Source organism: Lysinibacillus sp. CTST325 (genome assembly GCF_054665055.1).
The window spans coordinates 131,127-147,956 of sequence record NZ_BAAFHO010000005.1 but is presented as its reverse complement, the minus strand read 5'-3'; the positions used below and the strand labels follow the sequence as shown (position 1 = coordinate 147,956).

General features: G+C 38.6%; 21 protein-coding genes. 14 read left to right on the top strand and 7 right to left on the bottom strand.

What is annotated here, in order from left to right; genetic code table 11:
* Positions 1-69 precede the first annotated feature (69 nt).
* Positions 70-741, bottom strand: coding sequence for a class I SAM-dependent methyltransferase (locus ACYQ73_RS14080; RefSeq protein WP_460013226.1), 672 nt, complete (start codon positions 739-741; stop codon positions 70-72).
* A gap of 259 nt (positions 742-1,000) precedes the next feature.
* Between ACYQ73_RS14080 and ACYQ73_RS14075 the strand changes: the two genes are divergently transcribed.
* On the top strand, positions 1,001-1,243 hold the full coding sequence (locus ACYQ73_RS14075; protein WP_460013060.1) for a hypothetical protein: 243 nt from the start codon (positions 1,001-1,003) through the stop codon (positions 1,241-1,243).
* Between the two features lie 123 nt (positions 1,244-1,366).
* Here ACYQ73_RS14075 and ACYQ73_RS14070 read toward each other — a convergent pair whose 3' ends face one another.
* The gene (locus tag ACYQ73_RS14070; RefSeq protein WP_460013059.1) at positions 1,367-2,413 is read right to left on the bottom strand and encodes an NAD(P)/FAD-dependent oxidoreductase; all 1,047 of its coding nucleotides are present in this window, start codon (positions 2,411-2,413) and stop codon (positions 1,367-1,369) included.
* 148 nt (positions 2,414-2,561) lie between these two features.
* Here ACYQ73_RS14070 and ACYQ73_RS14065 point away from each other — a divergent pair, with 148 nt between their 5' ends.
* The 4 genes from ACYQ73_RS14065 to ACYQ73_RS14050 are packed head-to-tail and all read left to right on the top strand — an operon-like array spanning position 2,562 to position 6,309.
* Entirely contained in the window at positions 2,562-3,350 is a 789-nt protein-coding gene (locus ACYQ73_RS14065) for an ABC transporter ATP-binding protein (protein WP_460013058.1), read from the top strand.
* Positions 3,351-3,364: 14 nt separating this feature from the next.
* The gene (locus tag ACYQ73_RS14060) at positions 3,365-4,282 is read left to right on the top strand and encodes an iron-hydroxamate ABC transporter substrate-binding protein (protein WP_460013057.1); all 918 of its coding nucleotides are present in this window, start codon (positions 3,365-3,367) and stop codon (positions 4,280-4,282) included.
* 25 nt (positions 4,283-4,307) lie between these two features.
* Complete coding sequence (locus ACYQ73_RS14055; protein ID WP_460013056.1) at positions 4,308-5,309, top strand: FecCD family ABC transporter permease; 1,002 nt, start codon at positions 4,308-4,310, stop codon at positions 5,307-5,309.
* A complete protein-coding gene (locus ACYQ73_RS14050) occupies positions 5,302-6,309 on the top strand; it encodes a FecCD family ABC transporter permease (protein WP_460013055.1) in 1,008 nt (335 codons plus the stop codon). Before ACYQ73_RS14055 ends, ACYQ73_RS14050 begins: the two co-directional genes overlap by 8 nt.
* A 199-nt stretch (positions 6,310-6,508) precedes the next feature.
* On the opposite strand, the gene ACYQ73_RS14045 is transcribed toward ACYQ73_RS14050, so the two are convergent.
* Genes ACYQ73_RS14045 through ACYQ73_RS14030 form a run of 4 tightly spaced genes read right to left on the bottom strand, consistent with a single transcriptional unit; the run spans position 6,509 to position 7,328 of the window.
* Positions 6,509-6,700 carry a hypothetical protein gene (locus tag ACYQ73_RS14045; RefSeq protein ID WP_460013054.1) on the bottom strand — a complete coding sequence of 64 codons (192 nt, stop codon included), beginning with the start codon at positions 6,698-6,700 and terminating at the stop codon, positions 6,509-6,511.
* On the bottom strand, positions 6,631-6,780 hold the full coding sequence (locus ACYQ73_RS14040; protein ID WP_460013053.1) for a hypothetical protein: 150 nt from the start codon (positions 6,778-6,780) through the stop codon (positions 6,631-6,633). The genes ACYQ73_RS14045 and ACYQ73_RS14040 overlap by 70 nt, the downstream gene beginning before the upstream one ends.
* A gap of 14 nt (positions 6,781-6,794) precedes the next feature.
* Positions 6,795-7,070 carry a hypothetical protein gene (locus ACYQ73_RS14035; protein WP_460013052.1) on the bottom strand — a complete coding sequence of 92 codons (276 nt, stop codon included), beginning with the start codon at positions 7,068-7,070 and terminating at the stop codon, positions 6,795-6,797.
* 33 nt (positions 7,071-7,103) lie between these two features.
* Positions 7,104-7,328, bottom strand: coding sequence for a hypothetical protein (locus tag ACYQ73_RS14030; RefSeq protein WP_460013051.1), 225 nt, complete (start codon positions 7,326-7,328; stop codon positions 7,104-7,106).
* 147 nt (positions 7,329-7,475) lie between these two features.
* Between ACYQ73_RS14030 and ACYQ73_RS14025 the strand changes: the two genes are divergently transcribed.
* Positions 7,476-8,423, top strand: a complete 948-nt coding sequence (locus ACYQ73_RS14025; RefSeq protein ID WP_460013050.1) for a nuclease-related domain-containing protein — start codon at positions 7,476-7,478, stop codon at positions 8,421-8,423.
* Between the two features lie 160 nt (positions 8,424-8,583).
* On the opposite strand, the gene ACYQ73_RS14020 is transcribed toward ACYQ73_RS14025, so the two are convergent.
* Positions 8,584-8,715, bottom strand: a complete 132-nt coding sequence (locus tag ACYQ73_RS14020) for a hypothetical protein (RefSeq protein WP_460013049.1) — start codon at positions 8,713-8,715, stop codon at positions 8,584-8,586.
* 340 nt (positions 8,716-9,055) lie between these two features.
* Here ACYQ73_RS14020 and ACYQ73_RS14015 point away from each other — a divergent pair, with 340 nt between their 5' ends.
* From ACYQ73_RS14015 to ACYQ73_RS13980, 8 genes are all read left to right on the top strand, one after another.
* On the top strand, positions 9,056-9,475 hold the full coding sequence (locus ACYQ73_RS14015; RefSeq protein ID WP_460013048.1) for a MarR family winged helix-turn-helix transcriptional regulator: 420 nt from the start codon (positions 9,056-9,058) through the stop codon (positions 9,473-9,475).
* 11 nt (positions 9,476-9,486) lie between these two features.
* Positions 9,487-10,698, top strand: coding sequence for an MFS transporter (locus ACYQ73_RS14010; protein WP_460013047.1), 1,212 nt, complete (start codon positions 9,487-9,489; stop codon positions 10,696-10,698).
* A gap of 323 nt (positions 10,699-11,021) precedes the next feature.
* Positions 11,022-11,888: an iron uptake system protein EfeO gene (efeO, locus tag ACYQ73_RS14005; RefSeq protein ID WP_460013046.1), complete on the top strand. Its 867-nt coding sequence runs from the start codon at positions 11,022-11,024 to the stop codon at positions 11,886-11,888.
* Positions 11,889-11,894: 6 nt separating this feature from the next.
* Positions 11,895-13,154 (top strand): iron uptake transporter deferrochelatase/peroxidase subunit, encoded by a 1,260-nt coding sequence (gene efeB / locus ACYQ73_RS14000; protein WP_460013045.1) that lies wholly within the window; start codon positions 11,895-11,897, stop codon positions 13,152-13,154.
* Positions 13,129-14,844, top strand: coding sequence for an FTR1 family iron permease (locus ACYQ73_RS13995; RefSeq protein WP_460013044.1), 1,716 nt, complete (start codon positions 13,129-13,131; stop codon positions 14,842-14,844). Before efeB ends, ACYQ73_RS13995 begins: the two co-directional genes overlap by 26 nt.
* A gap of 307 nt (positions 14,845-15,151) precedes the next feature.
* Positions 15,152-15,337 (top strand): hypothetical protein, encoded by a 186-nt coding sequence (locus ACYQ73_RS13990; protein ID WP_460013043.1) that lies wholly within the window; start codon positions 15,152-15,154, stop codon positions 15,335-15,337.
* A 309-nt stretch (positions 15,338-15,646) separates the two neighbouring features.
* Entirely contained in the window at positions 15,647-15,862 is a 216-nt protein-coding gene (locus ACYQ73_RS13985) for a hypothetical protein (RefSeq protein WP_460013042.1), read from the top strand.
* Positions 15,863-16,194: 332 nt separating this feature from the next.
* Complete coding sequence (locus ACYQ73_RS13980; protein ID WP_460013041.1) at positions 16,195-16,650, top strand: DUF1569 domain-containing protein; 456 nt, start codon at positions 16,195-16,197, stop codon at positions 16,648-16,650.
* The last annotated feature ends 180 nt before the right edge of the window (positions 16,651-16,830 follow it).

Genomic DNA, 16,830 nt, shown 5'->3' with positions numbered 1-16,830 from the left:
TTGTCGTTGAACGAGTCTGCTGCTTTTTTTCATTTACATAGCAGTTACGAAGTGAAAAACATCCCCACACTATTTAGTGCATGAATAAATTCTATAGTCTAAAACGCCTTCATACTTTAAGTTCATATCAAAGTGTTTATCCATTACCTCATAAAGTTCAGGCGCAATATCCTTCGAGTGATGAAGTTCGGGAATGGAGAAGATTGATTTGTTTTTTTGTATACGAATATTTTTAAAACCAGCCTGATTAAACAAAGCGACCCAATCTTTCTTCATTGAACAAGAATCAAATCCATAAAATTGTTTGATTTCCTTTTCAATTTTTTCTTCAAGTGGTTGATGAATAGTAAATTCAATGGCAATAAACCGACCGCCTTTTTTTAATAAACGAAAAATTTCTTTCAGGGCATTAGGTTTATTGACAAATGAAAGAACAGATTCAGAAATAATAAAGTCAAATGTATGATTAGGTAATGGGACATGTTCTATAGAGCATTGAATTATTTTTACGGGTAAGTGATTTTTTTTCATTCTCCTTTTAGCCTTTGCGACCATTTCAGGATTGATATCAATACCAGTTACTTTTGCTTCATATGTCTCCGCCAAATAGGCAGAAGTTTGGCCTGTACCACACCCTGCATCCAAAATGCGGGAGTTTTCGTTAATGCTCTCTACCTTGAATATTTCCTTTGTTAGATTAATGCCACCAGGATGCGCACCACCAACGCCAAATTTGGACAGAAAATCTAGATATTTTGAATTTTGAATCGGAATCCCTTCTTTATTCGTATTTTTGTATAATATGAAATTAAAAATAGTATGGTTCCTGAGTTGTCATGAAGAACCTTTACAGAAAGGAAGGAGAGAATTATAAATATTTGGGCTTTAACATTTTTACAATACATATCTATATATTTTTTTAGCAACCTCTCCTATAGTCTAAACAATAAAAAAATACAGACGTATACTAGTAAAAAGATATTTGATAGGGGGTGAATTGATGCCATTTTATCCACCGAATCCTAGAATGAGACCATTCCCACCAAGATATAGACAAGGTTTTGGCCCTCCTATTCAAGGTAGAAGGGGGCAACCTTTCTTTAACCCTAATCAACAACCCCAAACTTCTAGATTTGGAAGATTACCACAGCATATAAATACAATTATGGGTCATGCGGGAACAATAACAAATGGAGTTGGTATGTTAAGGCAAATGGGGGCATTTTTAAATTTCTTTAGATAGTTTATTTCGAGGAACGTAAAGTCTGTCTTTATTAAAAATAGCAGGAGAGGCTTGCGGCATTGTTAGTGTTTGAGCTGAATTAACCCCCTCTTAAGCGTAAATTCTTAAGAGGGGTTATTGCATTTAACTTTGTATAAGGTGCTTTTCAATAATAGAACGATTTTTCTCTTTAAACACTTCATTATGTGATGACACGACCCCGTGACGATAGGCAGTAGGCTCTAAATACGTTTTAATAGAGTTTACGGCATTGGCTGCATCCTGGAAGGTCCCTAGAAGAAGATTGATTTTTCCTTCAAACGCTAAAATATCACCTGCTGCAAAAATTCCCGGCTGAGCTGTTTCTCCCGTTGCTTTTCCTTCGAAGTAGTAATCATCTTTTTTAGGAATGGTCAGTGTTTGATCCAATGCTAATGATGCTTCGCGGTTATAGCCATGACTAACAATTACTTCATCGATTTGACGCGTATAGCTTTGCTTTGTTTTTGAGTTTTCACATGTCACTAGTTGAATCGCTGTTTTGTCAGCATTAGCAGTCAATTTTGAAATAGTTGTATGACATTCAATCTTTACACCAGCATCTAAAGCCTCTTGTATTGTTGCTTCATGGGCAGTTAACTTATCTTTACGATAAACTACAGTTACATTTTTAGCGATAGGACTAAGCTCAACTGCCCAGTCAATCGCCGCATTTCCGCCTCCTGAAATAATAATTTCCTTGTCCACAAAGTGTCGATAAGACTGCACTGTATAGTGTAAATTAGTCATTTCATATTTTTCTGCACCTTCAAGTGAAAGCTTTTGAGGGTTAATAATACCACCACCAACTGCTAAAAGAACTGTTTTAGAATAATGTTTATCTCCTTGCGCAGTATGTAGAACAAAAATATCATCTTGGCGCTCGATAAAATCGACTTTTGTGCCTGTTAAAACGGTTGGATCAAAAGTTTGTGCCTGTGTAATTAACTGTTTTACAAATTGTTCGCCTAATACAGGAGGGTGACCACCAATATCCCAAATTAGCTTTTCAGGATAAAGTAAAACTTTACCACCAAGCTGTTGTTGACTCTCAATTAATTTCGTTTTCAATCCTCGTAAACCACTATAAAAGGCACTATATAGACCTGCAGGGCCACCGCCAATAATTGTTACATCGTATAAATGTTGCATTTATATCACCACATCCTTAGAAAATAATAAAAAAGTATTTGACAAAACTTTATAGGAAAACTAGACTAACTTTAGTGATAATGATTATCATTATCGGCTAATCGTTATCATAGCATGGAAAGAAGTAAAAGGAAAGAGAGGTTATGTTGTGCGTTTACAAGTTGAATCGATTCGTATCGGCTATGAGGACAAAACGATTGTGCATGATTTATCGCTACAAATTCCAGATGGTAAAATAACGACCATTATTGGTTCCAATGGCTGTGGTAAATCTACACTTTTAAAGGCTATTACAAGGATTTTGAAGCATAAGAGTGGACAAGTCATATTAGATGGTCAAAATATTTCCGAGATGAACACAAAAGAATTAGCGAAAGAACTCGCCATCTTGCCACAAAGCCCGGAAAGTGCACATGGTTTAACAGTCGAAGAGCTTGTATCCTACGGTCGATTTCCATATCAAAAGGGCTTCGGTAATTTATCACAAAAGGATAAAGAAATGATTGACTGGGCCTTAAAGGTAACTAAAACGGATGACTTTCGTCAGAACACGGTTGATGCCTTATCAGGTGGACAGCGTCAAAGGGTGTGGATTGCAATGGCATTAGCGCAAGAGACCGATATTATTTTTTTAGATGAGCCAACCACGTATTTAGATATGGCCCATCAGTTAGAAGTTTTGGAATTACTTCACAAGCTTAACGAAGAAGAGGGGCGCACAATTGTTATGGTGCTACATGATTTAAATCAGGCAGCACGTTTTTCAGATTTTATCGTTGCGCTGTCAAAAGGAGAGCTTGTGAAGTTTGGTACTGCAGAGGAAGTCATGGTACCTGAAGTATTAGAAAAAGTGTTTAATATTGATGCAGTCATTGGTAAAGATCCACGTACAGATAAACCAATGTGCATTACATATAACTTACTAGCAACAGTATAAAAGGAGATATATTTATGAAAAAGTGCCTATTACCAATGTTTATGATGGTCGTACTAGTGCTTGCAGCGTGCGGCAATAAAGAAGAGAAGGCAGACGAGGGCTCTAAAGATAAAGCATCTGCAGAAACGATTACGTATCAATCAGAATCAGGTCCTATTGAAGTACCAGCTAACCCAAAACGAGTAGTTGTGTTATCTTCTTTTGTTGGGGATTTACTAAAGCTTGGCGTTAATGTTGTAGGTGTTGATTCATGGGCTGCAGATAATCCAAACTTCCAAGATGATATTAAAGATGCAGTAGTTGTTGAGAATACGGATATCGAAAAAATTATCGAGCTTGAGCCAGATTTGATTATTGGTTTAAATGGTATTGAAAATGCGGATAAATTAGCAGAAATCGCACCAACTGTATTATTTACTTATGGTAAAGTAGATTATTTACAGCAATTTATTGAAATCGGTAAGGCTGTTAATAAAGAAAAAGAAGCAACAGATTGGGTAAAAGATTTTAAAGAGCGTGCTGCAGAAGCGGGTACAAAAATTAAAGAAAAAATCGGTGAGAATGCAACCGTTACTGTCGCAGAAATGTTCAATAAACAATTGTATGTTTACGGCGATAACTGGGGTCGTGGAACAGAAATTTTATATCAAGAAATGGGCTTGAAAATGCCTGAGAAAGTGAAAGAAGGTGCTTTAAAACCAGGTTATTTAGCCATTTCTCAAGAGGTATTAGGGGATTATGCGGGTGACTATGTGATTTTTAGTACATTTAAAGGTGAGGATAGCGCCATTAAAAATGCTGCATGGTTTAAAGATTTAGAGGCTGAGAAAAATGGTCATTTATTTGAAGTGAACGCCAACGAATTTTACTTTAATGACCCAATCACTTTAGATAATCAACTAGATTTCTTTGAAAAGAAATTTTTACAATAATTTCAGTAGAGAGTAGCGAAGGAAAATGATAAAGTTTCGGCATTTCCCATTTTGGCTTCAAGTATTGCTTGTACTGATCTTATTAGCAGTGACAGTTACGATCTCACTATGTGTCGGCGCGGCAAATACGAGTATTGAAGATGTCTATCAAGCGATTGTTGGACAAGACGGCGGTAAGCATTATGCTATTTTACGAGAAATTCGATTTCCACGAATTATTGCTGCTATTTTTGTAGGTAGTGCACTCGCAGTTGCTGGGGCTATTATGCAAGGGGTTACTAGAAATCCATTAGCAGATCCGGGACTTCTCGGCCTAACAGCAGGTGCGAATGCAGCACTTGCATTGACAATGGCATTTATCCCAAATACGTCGTATTATATGCTTATTTTTGCATGTTTCGTAGGTGCAGGCGTAGGGATGATTGTTGTCTATGGTATTGGTGCTTCAACAAAAAATGGCTTTTCTCCATTAAAGTTAGTTTTGGCTGGGGCAGCTGTATCCGCTTTATTACAAGCAATAGCAGATGGTACGGGAATATTATTTCAAATTTCAAAAGATGTTTCGATGTGGACGAGTGGTGGTTTAATAGGCACTACATGGCAAGCTTTAATGATTGCCCCTGTTATTGTTGTCGGATTAATTGTTGCGTTTGCATTTAGTCGTCAGTTAACTATTTTAAGTTTAAATGAAGAAGTGGCCGTTGGATTAGGACAAAATACAGCCGTTATTAAAGGAATTATGATGATTGTCGTTGTAATTCTTGCAGGGTCCGCAGTAGCACTTGTAGGTAATCTAGCATTTGTTGGTTTAATGGTGCCGCATATTGTCCGTGCCCTTGTAGGGACAGACTATCGATTTGTTTTACCGATGAGTGCTATTATCGGTGGATGGTTTATGGTGACAGCAGATTTTGCAGGTAGAATGATTAATGCTCCATATGAAACACCGGTAGTTGCCATTATTTCAATTATCGGCCTCCCATTCTTCTTACTTCTTGTTCGGAAGGGAGGTCGTCAGATTGTTTAATGTCGTACGAAAAAAACAACGTAGATGGTTAATGACTTGGATCTTATTAACAATAGTTATTTTTGTTATGGGTATTTCAATGGGAGCAGCTTCGGTTTCAATCGATCGCATAATACCGATTTTAATGGGAGACGGTAGCTTCAAAGAATCATTCGTATTGTTCTCTGTTCGCTTGCCAAGATTGTTTGTGCTGGCAGCTGCAGGGATGGCGTTAGCATTAGCTGGTGCCGTTTTGCAGGGGGTGACCCGTAATGACTTAGCGGACCCAGGTATTATTGGGATTAATGCAGGTGCAGGTGTGGGAATTACGCTTTTTTATCTCCTTGTCAATGGTGATTTACCAAACTTTGCGTATATGTTACCACTTGTAGGATTTTGTAGTGCTTTATTAACGGCAATTTGCATATACTTTTTTTCGTACAAGCGCAATGAAGGTGTGCAGCCGGTCCAACTCATTTTAGTCGGAGTAGGTGTAGCATCTGCCTTATCGGGTGTAATGATCATATTAATTTCCTCAGCTGAGCGTAGTGATGTGCAATTTATCGCGCAATGGCTTGCAGGCAATATTTGGGGAACAGACTGGCCATTTTTCTGGGCTTTATTGCCTTGGCTTCTGCTAGGCATTCCATTTATTTTTTATAAAGCAAATGTGTTAAATGTACTGGCGATGACAGAACAAACGGCGGTTGGCTTAGGCTTAAATATCGAACGAGAGCGATTGCAATTATTAATTGTCTCTGTAGCACTAGCTGCAGCAGCTGTATCGGTCACAGGAGGTATTGCCTTTATCGGTCTTATGGCTCCACATATTGCAAAGCAACTTGTCGGACCGCGCTTCCAGTTCTTTTTACCCCTGACATTGTTTATCGGTGCAAGTTTACTAATGCTAGCCGATACAATTGGCCGCGTAGCTATTTCAAGTTCGACAGTGCCAGCAGGTATTGTCGTAGCATGTATCGGTGCACCTTATTTTTTATATTTACTACGAAAAAACGACTGAATGGCTTAGGCTGTTCGGTTGTTTTTTTTGTTGAAAGGCATTACGGAATGTAAGGCCACATTGACGGATAGCAATCCCAGGGCGACGGATAGAATTAGCGGCGAAGAAAAGAGAGGCCCCACCGACGGAAAGAAGTCTTAGAGAGATGGAAAGAACTCCTGCATCGACGGAAAGAAAGCCCGGGGCGACGGAAAGAAAGTCAGATGCGACGGATAGAATTAATGGTGACGGAAAGCAAGGCTAGACCGACGGAAAGAAGTCTCAAAGCGACGGAAAGAAAAGCGACATCGACGGAAAGAAAGTCCGATGCGACGGATAGAATTAATGGCGACGGAAAGCAAGGCCCCACCGACGGAAAGAAGTCTCCGAGCGACGGAAAGAAAAGCGACATCGACGGAAAGAAAGTCCGATGCGACGGATAAAATTAACGGCGACGGAAAGTAAGGCCAGACCGATGGAAAGAAGTCTCAAAGCGACGGATAGAATTAATGGCGACGGAAAACAAGGCCAGACCGACGGAAAGAAGTCTCCGAGCGGCGGAAAGAGCAGCGACATCGACGGAAAGAAAGTCCGATGCGACGGATAGAATTAATGGCGACGGAAAGCAAGGCCCCACCGACGGAAAGAAGTCTCCGAGCGACGGAAAGAACAGCGACATCGACGGAAAGAACTCCTGCATCGACGGATAGAATTAATGGCGACGGAAAGCAAGGCCCTACCGACGGAAAGAAGTTTCCGAGCGACGGAAAGAAAAGCGACATCGACGGAAAGAAAGTCCGATGCGACGGATAGAATTAATGGCGACGGAAAACAAGGCCAGACCGACGGAAAGAAGTTTCCGAGCGACGGAAAGAAAAGCGACATCGACGGAAAGTAAGGCCAGACCGATGGAAAGAAGTCTCAAAGCGACGGATAGAATTAATGGCGACGGAAAGCAAGGCCAGATCGACGGAAAGAAGTCTCCGAGCGACGGAAGGATCGCCTACATCGACGGAAAGCGGGCAAAAAAATACTAGCAAGAGCTGAATAGTAGGGATTTTTCCGTTCTTTCTATCTAAAAAAGTTGATGAAAGATTTAATTTGTACTATAGGCATTTCAAGTTTTTTGGAACCTCTTTTAATTAGGTTCTTTTTTTATAAAATAGTCATAGGAGGTGATGAGAACAATGATTTTATTAGATCGTCAGGAATCGGAGCAGCACAAAATTTTAGAAGCTTTAATACGAAGATTACCTAGTACACATACTGAATACATGAACTATTTTGAGAAGTTGAGGCGTATTCACGCAGGCTTTGCTGGGGAGCAAAGAGTAGATGCCGAATGGCTTGAAATTATTTTACCTCCTCCGCATTATTTTCTTCATAATTTGCAAATACTCAATCACTTTAGTACTACACATCAAATAGACACGGTTTTACTATGTCCTCAATTTATATTGATACTCGAAATTAAAAATGTAACAGGCTTCCTAGATTTTGATGAATCCTTTAATCAATTTACAAGAACTACTGCAGAAGGAGATGTCGAGGGAATGACTAATCCACTTCATCAAGGAAGGAGGCATATGGAGTGGATGATGAGTATGTTACAACAGTCACAGCTTGAGATACCCGTTCATTATGCAGTCGTTTTTGCAACGAAAAATGCTATTTTATCAAAGAGTTTAAGGGGGCAACCAATTTTTCATGTATCAGGATTACGATATTATGTTAGAGAATTATTTCAACAGCATAAAGTGGCGGCGATGGATGAAGAAAAGCTTTTTCAATTTGCTTCTAAATTGTTGTCCATGCATAGGCCAATCAAAAGAGAAATTGAACTGCCTGTACATGATTTAGTAAAAGGTGTGCTATGCGAAAGTTGTTTAAATGGACAGACAATGAACTATCGTTTCCCAAAATGGTATTGTCAGCGTTGCGGAGCGGTTGATCAAGAGGCAATTTTTAGGACGCTTGAAGATTATCGATTGCTAGTAGGCGAAACGTTAACAAATAAAAGCTTTTGTGAGTTTTTTGCAATAGATTCGCCGAATACAGCTTATAAATTACTACAAAAGTTACCGTTGAAAGCTGAGGGTACAAAAAGTAACAGGAAGTATTGGATTGTAAATTAAAGAGCAAAAATTCAAGCGGTCTGAATTTTTGCTAGAAATGTTGTAGAAGGTTAGAAGTCTTAGAGCGACGGAAAGAACTCCTCCATCGACGGAAAGAACCCTCAAGGTGACGGATAGAATCAGCGTCGACGGAAAGGAATGCCTCAACGACGGAAAGAAGTCACAGAGCGACGGAAAGAACTCTTGCATCGACGGAAAGAACCCTCAAGGTGACGGATAGAATCAGCGTCGACGGAAAGGAAGGCCTCAACGACGGAAAGAAGTCACAGAGCGACGGAAAGAACTCCTGCATCGACGGAAAGAACCCTCAAGGTGACGGATAGAATTAGCGTCGACGGAAAGGAAGGCCTCAACGACGGAAGAAAGTCACAGAGCGACGGAAAGAACTCCTCCATCGACGGATAGTAATCTAAAGGTGATGGATAGAATTAGCGTCGACGGAAAACCAGGCCTCAACGACGGAAGAGAGTCACAGAGCGACAGAAAGAACCCTGGCCCCAACAGAAAGAACTACTACACCGACGTATAGAACATTCCCAAAATGCCAGTCTTCTCTCTAATAACCCACTAGACAAATAGAATTTTTAGGTATATAGTTAGCTAGGCTAACTAATTTAAAAGGAGTGGTAATTTTGACAATCGAGCAAGAATTTTTTAATCAATACCGCTTAATGTACAGACCGTTTATCAATCAAGTGAATGTGCTGTTAGAACAATATCAGTTGTATAGTTCTCAATGGGCGCTCCTTCGATTATTGAAGGATAAAGGGCCACATACATTTGTTGACATTGCGAATTTTATGTATATTGAAAAGCCGAGTGTGACTAGGCTTGTGCAAAAGCTTGTGGAGCTTGGCTATGTGGAAACGGTAGCGGGTAGGGATAAGCGCGAAAAGCTTGTGCAATTAACGGTTAATGGTGAGGAGATTGTGCAAGAAATTCATGCACAATTAAAACCATTTTTTGAACAGGCACTCGCAGGCGTATCCAAGCAGGATATTGAAATTGCGACACAGGTTTTAGCGAATATTTGTGCAAACATCAATCGGTAGGAGAGAGAAAAGTGGAAGCATCTAGACAAAAACTTTGGACGAAGGACTTTTTAATCGTCTCACTTATTAACTTTACCATTACATTAATTTTTTATTTATTGATGGTAACAATTGCAGGCTATGCGGTTGAGCATTTTGGGGCTTCAACTAGTACGGCAGGGCTTGTTTCGAGTATTTTTATTATTGGTACTTTATTTGGTCGACTCGGGACAGGACGGATCATTGGAGATTGGGGTAGCAAAAAAACATTATTTTGTGGATTATTTTTGTTTATGCTATCAACGATGTCTTATTTTATCGCGCCGAATTTGCCGCTTTTAATGATCAATCGTTTAGTACAAGGGATTGCACTTGGGGTGGCTAGTACGGCGACAGGAACAATTATTGCACAAATTTTACCGCCTAATCGACGAGGGGAAGGTATTGGTTATTACAGCTTAAGTGCTATTTTAGCAACGGCTATAGGACCTTTTGTAGGTATTCTTTTAACACAGCTGTTTGAAGATTATCGTATGATTTTTGCTGTTGATTCTGTATTAGCTATTGTTTGCTTTTTAATGTATTTTATCGTAACCGTTCCAGATGCACCGAAAAAGGCTAAAGAAATGGCAGAGAAAACAGGCTTTAAGCTAAGCAATTTTATCGAAATGCGTGCTGTGCCAATTGCTTTTGTGGCGCTTGTTATTGGCTTTGCCTACTCAGGGGTTATGTCATTTATGACCTTTTATGCGAAAGAGCTTGATTTGGTAACAGCGGGAAGTTATTTCTTTATTATTTATGCAATTGTCATTTTAGCGTCACGACCATTTACAGGGAAATTACTAGATACTAGAGGTGCGAACATTGTGATCTATCCATGTCTAGTCATTTTTGCGATTGGTATGTATGCCTTTAGTTCGGCGACGAGTAGTGTTGTCTTTTTACTAGCTGCTGCTTGCATAGGGATTGGTTATGGCAATTTCAACTCAGTAGCGCAAGCAATAGCTATTAAAGTTACACCAAATGAGCGTTTAGGACTTGCGACATCGACATATTTTATCTTATATGATTTAGGTTTAGGGGTTGGTCCTTATTTCTTAGGATTCTTCGTTCCTACGTCGGGGTACAGTGCTATTTTCTTCGCGATGGTATTCGTTATTTTAATATCAATTGTCCTTTATTATTTCTTATATGGAAAACATGAAAAATTAACTTCTTCCAGTAGAAATCTCCCACCTCTATAGTTGGTGAGATGAATGCAATTTTAAGTCACTTTTCAGCGGGTATCCAAACATCCACTGAAAGAAGTTAAAGCCTCCGGCGGATGTCACGGAATCGGAATGGAGTTCTTTGTGCAAGCACAAAGCCGATTCCGGACGCAATTATGCCGAGGCATAATTGATAACAAGCAAAAATTTCATAATTTAGAAATGTTATATTGAAGAAAAAACATCATGATCAAGCTAGATAATGATGTTTTTTTCTTTAAATGAAAATAGTTCTTGCAATCGAAGATGATAATCATTATCATTCTCGATATAAACTATTTCGGAAGTAGGTACTTAGCATGAAAAAAACATCATTATTGTCAGTATTAGTTGCAGGGGGCATTCTTATGACTGGCTGTGGCAATGCAGATGAAGCTAAAAAAGAAGATAAGCCTGCAACAGAGCAAGCAGAAAAAGGAACAAAAGTTGATTTATCTACTGAACTAGCAGCTTATCAAAAATTTGCTTTAGAGCAAATGGATCAATTCTTAATAGAAACAGAAAAATTTGTGAACGCATTTAAAGCCGGTGACATTGAAAAAGCAAAAGCAGCATATGCACCAGCACGTATGTATTTTGAGCGTTCGGAGCCGATTGCAGAGAGCTTTGGTGACCTTGACCCACGTATCGACGGTCGTTTAGCTGATATCCAAGAAGAAGGCAAGGGCGAAGAAGAATGGACAGGTTATCATAAGCTTGAGCATGCGCTTTGGGTAGAAAATAAAACTGCAGGCTATGAGGCAATTGCAGATCAATTACTAGCAGACGCAAAAGAATTACACGCTTTAGTTCAAACTGTAGAAGTAACACCGGATTTAATGATTACGGGTGCTGTTGATTTATTAAACGAAGTATCAACATCTAAGATCACTGGTGAAGAAGAAATCTATTCTCACACAGATTTATATGACTTTAAAGCAAACATCGAAGGCGCAGAAAAAATCTTTGAAATCCTACGTCCAAAATTAGAAGCGAAAGACAAAGACTTAGTAGCAACATTAGATGAAAAATTCAAAGCAGTAGATGATTTATTGGCACAGCATGCAACAGCTGATGGCGGGTATGTGTCTTATGAAAAATTAACTGAAGAAAACACAAAAGCACTTGCGGCAGCAGTAAATCAACTTGGAGAACCATTAAGTCAAATGGGTATTATTTTGGAGTGATAATAAATGACAGTGTCAAATGATGAAAAATGGAGCAATAAAAAAATATCTAGACGTGACATGTTAAAGCTAACAGGCATGGGAGTAGCTGGTGTAGCTATCGGTGCTTCCGGCTTAGGTGGTGTTATGAAAGTAATGGGCTATGATGTGTTTGAGCCTGTTGCGGACAGCACGACAGCAGTTAACAAAGTTGATTTCTATGGAAAACATCAATCTGGCATTATTACACCTGTTCAAACAAATATTTATTTTGCTTCTTTGGATGTTTTATTTACATCAAAGAAAGAACTACAAGAGTTGTTCAAACAATGGACACCTCTTGTTGTGCGTTTAATGAATGGTGAATTAATGGTAGATTTAACAACAAATACTAGAGTACCAACAGGAGATACAGGTGAAGCGGAGGGCTTAAATGCTTCAAATTTATCGATTACAATAGGTGTAGGACCATCCTTGTTTGATAAGCTTGGTATCCAGCATTTGAAGCCTGAGGAATTAAAAGACTTACCTCATTTCCCAAAGGATCAGCTACAAAAAGAATTTACTGGTGGTGATCTTTGTATTCAGGCATGTGCGGATGACCCACAGGTGGCATTCCACGCAGTACGTAATTTAGTTCGTGCAGCATCTGGTAAGGTAGAAATTAAATGGTCACAGGCAGGATTTAACTCATTCCCAGCTGGCGGAGGCTCACCGAGAAATTTATTTGCTTTCAAGGATGGTACGGTGAATCCATCGAATACCGATGAAAAAGATTTAAATAAAGTAGTATGGGTCGATAAAGGTTGGCTAAAAGGCGGTTCATATTTAGTCGCACGTAAAATTCAGATGCATCTTGAAACATGGGATCGCACATCTTTAAAAGATCAGGAGGCAACATTCGGTCGTTATCGCGATAGTGGTGCACCTTTTGGTAAAAAGAAAGAGTTCGATGATTTCGATGTAGAGGCGAAGGATAGCAAAGGTGAGTATATTATGCCAGATACGTCGCATGTGCATTTGGCACGTAAGTCAGGTGCACGTATTTTACGCCGTTCTTACTCTTATGCATCTGGAGTTATGACAAATACAGGTGCGCATGATGCCGGACTATTATTTATTTCGTATCAAAAAGATCCTGCCAAATTTACGACAGTTCAAAATAGCTTAGGGCGTATGGATAAAATGAATGAATATATTACACATCGAGGCAGTGCAGTGTTTGCTTGCTTCCCTGGTGTATCAAAGGGGAGTTATATAGGTGAAGCACTTTTTAACGCGCTGTAGTTTAGTACTTTGCCTGTTACTGGCACTTGCTGTACCAGTGCAGGCAGCGCAATCCTATAGTCAGTTGTACATTTCTATTAGTGATGCGCTAATGAATACGAAGCAGGATAAAGAAGTTGAGGCAAAACATGCCCTAGAACAATTTGCAACAGCCTGGGCGTCAGTCACTTCTGAGCAAAAGGACGCAAAAGAAAAAGTGGACGAAATTCTTGCGCAAGCAGTTGAAGCTACATCTAAGGATGAACGTTTAAAGGCATTGTCTGACTTGTCAAATGCCTTACGTGCATTAGAAAAGCTTGAGAATCCTGTAGATGAAGCGGCGCAGCGAGCAGAATTTGGCACGAAATTTAAACCTATCATGAAAGCATTTGAAGATGCTTTAGCAAGCGGTGATTTAACTACAATCGACGCAGCGTATAAGGATTTTAATGCAAAGTGGAAGAAAATTGAACGCCCTGTACGTGAGCAAAGCATTGCGATGTACGGCCAAATTGAAACACAAATGGCTTTTATTCGGATCTCACTTGCATCTGAAAAGCCCGATGTAGCTTTAATGCAATCGCAATATGCAGATTTAAAACAAACAATCGAGGATTTTGTAGCAGGTAATGATACGGCGAAAGTTGTTGAAGGGGAATATTCTTTAGCAACATTAGTCGCTTATATTGATGAGGCGAATGATTTTATCGATGCAGGTGACTACAAGGCTGCATCTGATAAAATTCGAGAGTTCATTAAAATATGGCCGAGTGTAGAGATAGATATTTCAACACGTAACGGTAGCCTTTATACAAAAATTGAAAGTGATATGCCGATTCTCGTTAGTGACTTATTAAAATCTAACGTCGATGTCAAAGCAATTAAAAGTAAGCTTGATACTTTCCGTACTGAAATTGAGCTGATTCAAGGTGACTCAGATTATACTCTGTGGGATGCAGCATTAATCTTACTGCGAGAGGGCTTAGAGGCACTGCTCATTATTATGGCATTAGTATCGTTCTTAGAGAAATCTGGGCAAAAAACAATGCGCAAATGGATATATGTTGGTGCATTTGTAGGGATTTTACTATCTGCGGTAGCAGCTGTTTTAATGTCAACACTTTTCCAATCTGCGACAATTGATACAAGTCGAGAGCTGATGGAAGGTTATATTGGTTTACTAGCTGCTGCAATGATGATTGGAGTTGGTATTTGGCTCCATAGTAAATCAAGTGTGACAAGCTGGAATCGCTATATTTCTAAACAAATGGGCAATGCCATCTCGAGTGGCTCTGTGTTTGCGATGGCAGCAATTAGCTTCTTATCGGTCTTCCGTGAGGGGGCAGAAACACTTGTCTTCTACGCAGGGATTGCACCTAAAATGGAAACCTCTCAATTTGTACTAGGTATCGTAGTAGCACTTTTATTATTAGCTATTTTTGCATTTGTGTTATTGAAAGCAAGTGGAAAAATTCCTATTCATAAATTTTTCGCAGTGGCAACGGTGTTAATCTATGTATTGGCATTTAAAATTATTGGTGTCAGTCTGCATACATTGCAGCTAAGAGGTACTGTGTCAACAACAATTGTAGATGGCTTGCCAGTTGTCAGCTTCATTGGTTTCTATCCAACCGTAGAAACAATGATTGGACAAGCAATTTTACTTTTACTTGTTGTAGCTACGATTATTTATAAAAAGAAACAAAAATAAGTAGAGGGCGGATGAATATACTTTCATCTGCCTTTTTACTTGTAGATAAAAATAAATTTAAATTAAAGTGTATCAATAAAAAAAGTTGATTTGTTATTTTATGTAAACTCAGGACTTCATATACGGTGCTACTAACGAATTGGACGTTACTATAATTACTACTGCATCGTTACAAAAGGAAAATAATAGGTTCATTTTCTACAATGTTGTGTTACTTTTTCTGAATAAAGTATGTGCTATTGAAACGAACGGTAGGGGGTTTCTTCAATAAGTAGAAATGGAGTATTATTGTATGGGGAGGATGAATATGGTAAAAATTATAAAGAAAAATATACAACATTCGCTAATTTTTTTCATACTATTTATTATAATTCAATGGTTATTTCGTGATGACATTCAATGGGGACAAATTATTGGAATTTCATTTTTATTTTTCCTTTTTAATATTTTATACGATTGGGCAAATATCCCCTATAAATGGAAGAAGGAATAACTTATTTGGTTATTATTCGAATAGGCTTAATAAAATTGCTCCGGTAGCTAACTCAAAGTTGGATCCGTGCTACAATTGTTTTAACTTCTTTCAGCGGATGTCCAAACATCCTCTAAAATAGAGGAACTTAGTCTAAGAACATCATGTCCTGTGGCATCTATCTGTACGAAAGCCAAGCAACAATAACCCATGACTAAGTGATCAACATCTAGTTGGCCTAAAGCCGATTCCGGACACAATTATGCCGAGGCATAGTTGAATTGAAAGGTTTTTCGTTTAGTAAAGAAAAAGGCAAGATGGGGGATGAAGATGGATAGTGACAAATACGGTAATGAAAGTAACGAAATCTACAGTTATCAAACCTACAATATTTTTGCGTATATTATCGGTATTCTATTTTCACCATTACTAGGGGTGATTATGGGAATTGTAGGTGTAATACAGCGTAAGAAACATGCTTGGAGTATTATTATTGTTTCAATTCTTGGTTGGGTTCTGAATTTATTCGTCATTAATAATCTATAAATGTAGCTTTACTGAAATAGGGATTGTTTAATCTTTAAGTGCGATTTTCATAATGAATTTTTAGCTCCAACAATCTAGGGGACTTGTGCGTATTACAACTCATACACGTAAGTCCTTTTGTTATGCTGTTCACTCACTTACAAAGAGCGCTTCTACATCTTCATATGTGGCATTGCATCTCTTTGAGCAGTCAAAGCTGTGGTTATGATTGAATCAACGCTCAGAAGTACTACAGCTGCTTTGAATACTTCTGTAGTCTTAATCAAACTTTATTAGAAAAGCGGTGTCGGCCGTTTATAATACCATAGATCTTTTAAGGGGAATGCAAACTAATGAAAAATATTTTTAATCATATACATACAGCAGAAGTTTTAAAGCGTATTGCCAAATTGAGTCCCAATTCACAACCGCAATGGGGGAAAATGGATGTTGCTCAAATGCTAGCGCATTGTTCATCTTTCCAAGACATCGCAATGGGAAATTCTTTTCCACCAAGGAGTTGGTTAGGAATAATAGTAGGAAGGTTTGCAAAACAAATCGTTTACAATGACAAGACATTGCCTCATAATATGTCTACTATTCCAACTATTTTGATTGCAGATGATAGAGAATTTGAGACAGAAAAAGAAAAGCTTAAACAAAAAATTATCACATTCCAAAATAACGGACCTGAGAAGTGCACAACTCATCCTCATCCTCATCCTTTTTTTGGGAAACTCACTTCTGAGCAATGGGGTAAGGGAATATACAAGCACCTTGACCATCATTTTAAACAGTTTGGAGTTTAACTTCTTTCAGCAATTTCTGTACCGAAAGCGTAGCGACAGGAACAGTTCAATTGAATATAGAAAAAGCATGTTTTGATCAAACTTTTTTCAAAACACGCCTTTTCCATTTTTTCAAGGTTTATAAATACCATTTAGCTTTCAATAAACAAAGTGTTTTTCTCAGTTTGAGGGGGGAACTGC

What these genes read in the sequence shown, in the direction of transcription:
- ACYQ73_RS14055 (WP_460013056.1), top strand. Translation starts at nt 4,308, where the DNA reads ATGATAAAGTTTCGGCATTTCCCATTTTGGCTTCAAGTATTGCTTGTA.
- efeB (WP_460013045.1), top strand. Translation starts at nt 11,895, where the DNA reads ATGACAGTGTCAAATGATGAAAAATGGAGCAATAAAAAAATATCTAGA.
- ACYQ73_RS14075 (WP_460013060.1), top strand. Translation starts at nt 1,001, where the DNA reads ATGCCATTTTATCCACCGAATCCTAGAATGAGACCATTCCCACCAAGA.
- ACYQ73_RS13990 (WP_460013043.1), top strand. Translation starts at nt 15,152, where the DNA reads ATGGTAAAAATTATAAAGAAAAATATACAACATTCGCTAATTTTTTTC.
- ACYQ73_RS13980 (WP_460013041.1), top strand. Translation starts at nt 16,195, where the DNA reads ATGAAAAATATTTTTAATCATATACATACAGCAGAAGTTTTAAAGCGT.
- ACYQ73_RS14060 (WP_460013057.1), top strand. Translation starts at nt 3,365, where the DNA reads ATGAAAAAGTGCCTATTACCAATGTTTATGATGGTCGTACTAGTGCTT.
- ACYQ73_RS14020 (WP_460013049.1), bottom strand. Translation starts at nt 8,715, where the DNA reads ATGCAGGAGTTCTTTCCGTCGCTCTGTGACTTCTTTCCGTCGTTGAGG.
- ACYQ73_RS14035 (WP_460013052.1), bottom strand. Translation starts at nt 7,070, where the DNA reads ATGTCGCTTTTCTTTCCGTCGCTCGGAAACTTCTTTCCGTCGGTAGGG.
- ACYQ73_RS13985 (WP_460013042.1), top strand. Translation starts at nt 15,647, where the DNA reads ATGGATAGTGACAAATACGGTAATGAAAGTAACGAAATCTACAGTTAT.
- efeO (WP_460013046.1), top strand. Translation starts at nt 11,022, where the DNA reads ATGAAAAAAACATCATTATTGTCAGTATTAGTTGCAGGGGGCATTCTT.
- ACYQ73_RS14025 (WP_460013050.1), top strand. Translation starts at nt 7,476, where the DNA reads ATGATTTTATTAGATCGTCAGGAATCGGAGCAGCACAAAATTTTAGAA.
- ACYQ73_RS14045 (WP_460013054.1), bottom strand. Translation starts at nt 6,700, where the DNA reads ATGTCGCTTTTCTTTCCGTCGCTCGGAGACTTCTTTCCGTCGGTGGGG.
- ACYQ73_RS14070 (WP_460013059.1), bottom strand. Translation starts at nt 2,413, where the DNA reads ATGCAACATTTATACGATGTAACAATTATTGGCGGTGGCCCTGCAGGT.